The organism is Collinsella sp. AM29-10AC, from assembly GCF_003469085.1.
Taxonomy (GTDB): domain Bacteria; phylum Actinomycetota; class Coriobacteriia; order Coriobacteriales; family Coriobacteriaceae; genus Collinsella.
Genome location: NZ_QSKB01000021.1, coordinates 43,368 through 50,364, shown reverse-complemented (window position 1 = coordinate 50,364; position 6,997 = coordinate 43,368). Strand labels below are relative to the sequence as shown.

General features: G+C 62.0%; 6 protein-coding genes. 5 read left to right on the top strand and 1 reads right to left on the bottom strand.

The window, feature by feature from the left end; all coding sequences use genetic code 11:
* Positions 1 to 155: 155 nt before the first annotated feature.
* From nadA to DW754_RS07830, 4 genes are read left to right on the top strand one after another with little or no spacing between them, the layout of a single operon-like run.
* Positions 156 to 1,181, top strand: coding sequence for a quinolinate synthase NadA (gene nadA / locus DW754_RS07845; protein ID WP_117759118.1), 1,026 nt, complete (start codon positions 156 to 158; stop codon positions 1,179 to 1,181).
* 56 nt (positions 1,182 to 1,237) lie between these two features.
* Entirely contained in the window at positions 1,238 to 2,614 is a 1,377-nt protein-coding gene (locus tag DW754_RS07840) for an L-aspartate oxidase (protein ID WP_233508910.1), read from the top strand.
* A 3-nt stretch (positions 2,615 to 2,617) separates the two neighbouring features.
* Positions 2,618 to 3,478 (top strand): carboxylating nicotinate-nucleotide diphosphorylase, encoded by an 861-nt coding sequence (gene nadC, locus DW754_RS07835; RefSeq protein WP_117759116.1) that lies wholly within the window; start codon positions 2,618 to 2,620, stop codon positions 3,476 to 3,478.
* Positions 3,478 to 4,023 carry a transcription repressor NadR gene (locus DW754_RS07830; RefSeq protein WP_117759114.1) on the top strand — a complete coding sequence of 182 codons (546 nt, stop codon included), beginning with the start codon at positions 3,478 to 3,480 and terminating at the stop codon, positions 4,021 to 4,023. Before nadC ends, DW754_RS07830 begins: the two co-directional genes overlap by 1 nt.
* Before the next feature lie 237 nt (positions 4,024 to 4,260).
* On the opposite strand, the gene DW754_RS07825 is transcribed toward DW754_RS07830, so the two are convergent.
* Positions 4,261 to 4,446 carry a DUF362 domain-containing protein gene (locus DW754_RS07825; protein ID WP_006235216.1) on the bottom strand — a complete coding sequence of 62 codons (186 nt, stop codon included), beginning with the start codon at positions 4,444 to 4,446 and terminating at the stop codon, positions 4,261 to 4,263.
* Positions 4,447 to 5,104: 658 nt separating this feature from the next.
* Here DW754_RS07825 and dnaK point away from each other — a divergent pair.
* On the top strand, positions 5,105 to 6,997 hold the full coding sequence (dnaK, locus tag DW754_RS07820) for a molecular chaperone DnaK (RefSeq protein ID WP_117759112.1): 1,893 nt from the start codon (positions 5,105 to 5,107) through the stop codon (positions 6,995 to 6,997).

The following is a 6,997-nucleotide window of genomic DNA, read 5'->3' as shown; positions in this document are numbered from 1 at the left end:
TTTTCGGCTGTCCTCAGCTTGCCAGTTCGAAAATGGACCCGCCCCAAGATTGAATCTTTATTCCAACTTTACACCTGGCTTTACAGCTGTCTTGTCAGCTGTAAAGCCAGGTGTCATACTAAAGCCCCAAGATTCGCCAAAAGAGAGGGGCCTTGATGGCACAGAGCGCGAACATGGATGCATCGGAGCTTGCACGCGATATCGCGGCCGGCCTAGCATCGGCAACGACGGCAACGGAGCGCGCGGCACTGGTGCCCGCAGAGCTCGTCGAGGCCATTCAGCAACTAAAAACCCAACGTGACGCGGTGATCCTGGCGCACTACTATGTGGCGCCCGAGGTCCAGGCCGTTGCCGATTACGTCGGCGACAGCTTTTACCTGGCAAAGCTCGCCAAGAGCCTGCCGCAGCAGACCATCGTGCTGTGCGGCGTGGAGTTTATGGGCGAGAGTGCCAAGCTGCTCAACCCCACCAAGACCGTGCTGCTGCCCGAGCCGGGTGCGGACTGCCCCATGGCGCACATGGTCAAGCGCGAGACGGTCGATGCGGCGCGCGCCGAGTACGGCGACGACCTGGCTGTCGTCTGCTACGTCAACTCGACGGTTGAGATCAAGAGCTGGAGTGACGTGTGCGTTACCAGTTCTAACGCCGTCAAGATCGTCTCCGAGCTGCCACAGCAGCACATCTTGTTCATTCCCGACCAGAACCTGGGCCGCTTTGTGGCCGAGCAGGTGCCGCAAAAGCACGTCATCCTCAACAACGGCTACTGCCCGCGCCACCACATCATTACCGTCGAGCAGATCGTCGATGCGCAGGAGGCCCACCCCGACGCGCTCGTGCTGGCGCACCCCGAGTGCAAGGCCGACGTGCTGGCCGAGGCCGACTACATCGGCTCCACCGCCGGCATCATCAAGTATGCCGAGGAGTCCGACGCGAGCGAGTTCATTATCGTGACGGTCCGCGGCGTGCTCTATGAGCTCGAGCGCCGCTGCCAGGGCACCGGCAAGAAGTTCTACTTCCCCGCGGTGCAGCCCACCTGCGTCAACATGGACCTCATCACGCTCGAAAAGCTCGTGCGCTGCCTGGAGACGGGCGAGGGCGAGGTGCAGATTGGCGTGTCGGACGAGGTCGCCGATCAGGCCAAGCTCACGCTCGACCGCATGCTCGAGTACGCGGCGCGCTAAGCCAATGTGACATGAGGGGCCATCCCTTATGCCACATTACAAGGGAGAGGATTCCTGTGGAAACCAAACAATACTCCGACATGGAGTGCGACGTCGTCATTGCCGGTTGCGGCGTGGCGGGCCTGTATGCGGCTCTCAATCTGCCGACGAGCACGCGCGTAATCATGCTCTCCAAGGGCGCCGTCGACGAGTGCGATTCGATGCTCGCGCAGGGCGGTATCTGCGTGCTGCCCGAAGGCTCTGACTACGATGCCTTCTTTGAGGACACCATGCACGCCGGCCATTACGAGAACCGCCGCGAGAGCGTCGACATCATGATCCGCTCGAGCCGTTCGGTCATCAACGACCTGTTGGCCATGGGCGTGGACTTTGAGCGCAAGGCCGACGGCAGCCTCGACTTTACTCGCGAGGGCGCGCACAGCCGCCCGCGCATTGCCTTCCATGCCGACATTACGGGCAAGGAGATCACGACCAAGCTGCTCCAGGCCGTTCGCAAGCTGGGCAACGTGCAGATTTTGGAGCGCGTGGCCATGACCGACATCCTAACGGCCGAGCGTGACGGCGCCACGGTGTGCACCGGCGTCGTCGCCGTAGCCGTGGACGAGGACGATTCAGCTCGCCCCGCAGACGAGCTGGCAAATGCCGCTGAGGACGTGCATGCCGGTAAGCCGTTTAAGATTCATGCCTGCCATACGCTGTGGGCAACGGGCGGCATCGGCGGCGTGTACGATCACTCCACCAACTACCCGCAGCTCACCGGTGACGCTTGCTACATCGCGCAGGAGCACGGCATCACGATGGAGCACCTGGACTACGTGCAGATCCATCCCACGGGACTGTTCTCTCCGCAGCCGGGCCGCACCTTCCTGATTAGCGAGAGCTGCCGCGGCGAAGGCGCGATTCTGCTCAATGCCGCCGGCGAGCGCTTTACCGACGAACTGCAGCCGCGCGACGTGGTCGCCGCCGCTATTCGCGAGCAGATGAAGCAGGACGGCACCGAGCACGAGTGGCTGAGCTTTGCCCCCGTCGAGCGCGACGTGGTGACCGGGCATTTTGCCAATATCCGTGCGCGCTGCCTGGAGGACGGACGCGACATCCTGGACGAGCCCATCCCTGTCACACCCACGCAGCACTATTTTATGGGCGGCGTATGGGTCGACAAGGACGGCCGCACCTCGATGCCCGAGCTCTACGCCGCCGGCGAGACGGCCTGCAATGGCGTGCACGGCAAGAACCGCCTGGCTTCTAACAGCCTGCTCGAGTCCCTAGTTTGGGGCCGCCGCGCTGCTTGGCGTATGCGCACCGGCGAGTCGCTGACCGTGGAGCAGGCCGGTGAGCCCGCGCTTGACGGACGTCACCGCGCCCTGAGCGCCGAGACCCTTGCAATCGATGATTTGGCCCGTGCCGCCGGCACGCAGGCCGTGGAGGAGTAGACCATGAATCCCATTACCATGAAGCTCGTCGTCGATGATCTGATTTTGCAGGCTCTGCGCGAGGACATCACGTTTGAGGACGTGAGTACGGCGAGCGTGTGCCCTACGGCGCGCCCCGCTACCGTTGAGCTCATCGCCAAGGCCGATGGCATCATCGCCGGCTTGGATGTGTTCGCTCGCACTTTTGAGCTGCTGGATCCGCAGAGCTCGGTGCTGTTTGATGTCGCGGACGGCGACGAGGTGCACGCCGGCGACCACGTGGGCCAGGTGCGCGGCGACGCGCGCGTATTGCTTTCGGGCGAGCGCGTGGCGCTCAACTACCTGCAGCGCATGAGCGGCATCGCTACTTACACGCATCGGATGGCGGCCGCGCTCGAGGGCACCAAGACCGTGCTTGTCGACACGCGCAAGACCACGCCGGGCATGCGCGTCTTCGAGAAGGCAGCAGTCGAGATCGGCGGTGGCAGCAACCACCGCTATAACCTGTCGACGGCCGTCATGCTCAAGGACAACCACATCGATGCAGCCGGTGGCGTGACGCGCGCGATCGAGATGGCGCGCGCCCATGCGTCGTTTACCACGACGGTCGAGATTGAGTGCGAGAACCTGGGCATGGTACGCGAAGCCGTGGAGGCCGGTGCCGACATTATCATGTTCGACAACATGACCCATGACGACATGGCCGCCGCCATCGAGCTTATCGCCGGTCGCGCCAAGACCGAGTGTTCGGGCAATGTGGACGCCGACAACATTCGCGCCCTGGCCGACCTGGGCGTTGACTTTATTAGCTCGGGCGCCCTGACGCACTCTGCGCCGATCCTCGACCTCTCGCTTAAGCACCTGCGTCTGCTGGACGGTAAATAATGAACGCCCGCGAGCGTCGCCGTGCCATCATGGGCGTGCTCGAAGGAGCCAAGGAGCCCGTTTCGGGCAGCGCACTTGCCCGCGAGGTTGGCGTGAGCCGTCAGGTCGTGGTTCAGGATATTGCCCTGTTGCGTGCCGATGGGCACGATGTCGTGGCAACCAACCGCGGTTACGTGCTGCAGGAAGCCGCGAGTAGCCCCGCCGTGCCCACGCGCTTGGTCAAGGTTCGCCACGGCGTGGAGCAGACAGGCGATGAGCTTACGAGTATCGTCGACGCCGGAGGCGCCGTGCTCAACGTGATCGTCAATCACCGCGTGTACGGTAAGATCACGGCCGACCTGGACATCCGCAATCGTCGCGATGTTGAGCGCTACCTGCACGATATCGAGAGCGGCAAGAGCTTTCCGCTACTAACGGTGACGAGCGGCTATCACTTCCATCGCATCGCGGCGGAGGACGAGCAAACCCTCGACGAGATCGAGGCCATGCTCAAGGAGAAGGGCTACTTGGCAGACCTCATGCCCTACGAGGACGATCTATCGTAGCCGACGCTGCAAACGCCCCTAAGCGGCAATCTGACGTTCAATCGTCGGTCGCGTACAAAAGTACGCTTCCCTCCTCTTTCACGTCACCTTGCTCGCTTAGGGGCGTTTTCGCTGACGTGAGCTCAACCTGTGACGGTGCCAAATTAATTATCCGCACAAAAAAGGAGGCCTCCGCGGCGATGCGGAAGCCTCCTTTTTGTGCACGGTGTACTTTTGAGTGTGCAAGTGGGGGAGTTGTTACTCCTCGACGATCTCGGTGATCGCGCCAGCGGGGCAAGCGTCCTGGCAAGCGCCACAGGCGACGCAGGAGTCCTCGTCAGCGACGGTAGCGACGTCCTGGAGCTCCAGAACGCCAGCGGGGCAGGAGTCGACGCAAACGCCACAAGCGATGCACTCGTCGGCATCAATTACGGGATGAGCCATGGTAGTTTCCTCTCTGTTGACCGACGCTACAGACGATGCGCGCCGGTTTGATTCGGGCAAAAACATACCACGGGAGCGACCGTTTGCAATACCCTCTGGCCGGCATCTTCATACCGTTCGCCGAGTATGCCAAGGTTTACTAAAAAACGCGCAGGTGGGGCCGTTGAGCTGCGCAAATGTTAGCTATAGGTGACTTGTAATATTGACCTATTGAGCGCGCCTGCGGAAAGGGCATCCCGTTATTTGGCCGAAAACCGGGTCGCAGTTTCCGGTTGGGCCCGCTAGCGGAAACTGCGACCCGGTATCAGCTCTCAAAACGGGATACGGTTTCCGGTTGAGCCTTCAGACGGAAACTGCGACCCGGAATCCACGCTCAAACCGGGATGCGCTTGCCGCAAGACGGCCCCCAGGCACCCCCGGACGCAAACCTCAGCCATCTCTACATAGATCTCAATAGATTTGCCGAGAACTCATTCAGCGCATCTACCTGCGCATTTAAGAACCTAAACTCTCAGCAATAAGAAATCTTATATGAATTGACTTAGATTTTGTATATTCCGGCCCATAAGGGGATACACTACATCCTGAAAGACAAGCCGAAGCGCCGCGCGACAGATCGTCGAGGCGGCGCGAACGCAAAAGAGAGAGGGAATTTCTAATGAGTAAGATTCTTGGTATCGACCTTGGTACTACTAACTCCGCCATGGCCGTCCTCGAGGGCGGTTCTCCGACCATTATCGTGAACGCCGAGGGCGACCGCACCACCCCGTCTGTTGTTGGCTTCCGTGCAGACGGCGACCGCGTCGTGGGTAAGGCCGCTAAGAACCAGGCGGTCACCAACCCCAAGAACACCGTGTTCTCCATCAAGCGCTTCATGGGCCGCAAGTACTCCGAGTGCACCTCCGAGATCAAGACCGTGCCGTATGAGGTCAAGGAGGGCCAGGGTGGCCGTGCCGTCGTCGATATCGAGGGCAAGGATTACACCGCCGAGCAGGTGAGCGCCATGACGCTCGCAAAGATGAAGGCCGACGCCGAGAAGTATCTGGGCGAGACCGTCACCGACGCCGTCATCACCGTCCCGGCCTACTTCAACGACGCCCAGCGTCAGGCCACCAAGGATGCCGGTAAGATCGCCGGCCTCAACGTCAAGCGTATCGTCAACGAGCCGACCGCTGCTGCTCTGGCCTATGGCCTGGACAAGCAGGGCTCCGACCAGCGCATCCTGGTCTTCGACCTGGGCGGCGGCACCTTCGACGTCTCCATCCTCGACCTCGCCGACGGCGTGTTTGAGGTTCTGTCCACCTCGGGCGACAACCACCTGGGCGGCGACGACTGGGATCAGCGCGTCATCGACTGGATGGCTGACAAGTTCCAGCAGGAGAACGGTGTCGACCTGCGTCAGGACCCCATGGCCCTGCAGCGCCTGAAGGAGGCCGCCGAGAACGCCAAGAAGGAGCTTTCCGCCGCCCAGCAGTCCACCATCAACCTGCCGTTCATCACCATGAACCAGTCCGGCCCGCTGCACCTCAACTACACGCTGACCCGCGCCGAGTTCGAGAAGATCACCCGTGACCTGCTCGAGCGCTGCAAGCAGCCTGTCACCAACGCCCTGCGCGATGCTAAGCTCAAGCTCTCCGATCTGACCGAGGTCATCCTCGTCGGCGGCTCCACTCGTATGCCCGCCGTCCAGGAGCTCGTCAAGACCATGACCGGCAAGCAGCCCAACATGTCCGTGAACCCCGACGAGGTCGTTGCCGACGGCGCTGCCGTCCAGGGCGGCGTGCTCACCGGCGACGTCGAGGGCATCCTGCTGCTCGACGTTACCCCGCTGTCGCTGGGTGTCGAGACCATGGGCGGCATCATGACCAAGATGATCGACCGCAACACCACGATCCCGACCTCCAAGACCGAGGTTTACTCCACCGCTGCCGACAACCAGACCAGCGTCGAGATCAACGTGCTCCAGGGCGAGCGCGAGCTTGCCCGCGATAACAAGTCGCTCGGTAAGTTCCAGCTGACCGGTATCCCGGCTGCCCGCCGCGGCGTGCCGCAGATCGAGGTCACCTTCGACATCGACGCCAACGGCATCGTCAAGGTCTCCGCTAAGGACAAGGGCACCGGCAAGGAGCAGCAGATCACCATTTCCGGTTCCACCGCTCTGTCCGACGACGAAGTCGATCGTATGGTCAAGGACGCCGAGGCTCATGCCGAGGAGGACAAGAAGCAGAAGGAAGAGGTCGAGGTCCGCAACCAGACCGACAGCCTGTGCTACTCCACCGAGCAGACCCTCAACGAGCTGGGCGACAAGGTTTCCGCCGACGTGAAGTCCAAGGCCGAGGCCGCTATCGCCGACGCCAAGAAGGCGCTCGAGGGCTCTGACGTCGAGGCCATCAAGGCCGCCGGCGAGTCCCTGCAGTCTGTGGCCTACGAGCTGGCCCAGGTTGTCTACGCCGACGCTCAGCAGCAGACCGACGGTGCCGCCGGTGCCCAGTCTGCCGACGATGACGTCGTCGACGCCGACTACGAGGTTGTGGACGACGAGGACAAGTAA

What these genes read in the sequence shown, in the direction of transcription:
- nadA (WP_117759118.1), top strand. Translation starts at nt 156, where the DNA reads ATGGCACAGAGCGCGAACATGGATGCATCGGAGCTTGCACGCGATATC.
- nadC (WP_117759116.1), top strand. Translation starts at nt 2,618, where the DNA reads ATGAATCCCATTACCATGAAGCTCGTCGTCGATGATCTGATTTTGCAG.
- DW754_RS07830 (WP_117759114.1), top strand. Translation starts at nt 3,478, where the DNA reads ATGAACGCCCGCGAGCGTCGCCGTGCCATCATGGGCGTGCTCGAAGGA.
- DW754_RS07825 (WP_006235216.1), bottom strand. Translation starts at nt 4,446, where the DNA reads ATGGCTCATCCCGTAATTGATGCCGACGAGTGCATCGCTTGTGGCGTT.
- dnaK (WP_117759112.1), top strand. Translation starts at nt 5,105, where the DNA reads ATGAGTAAGATTCTTGGTATCGACCTTGGTACTACTAACTCCGCCATG.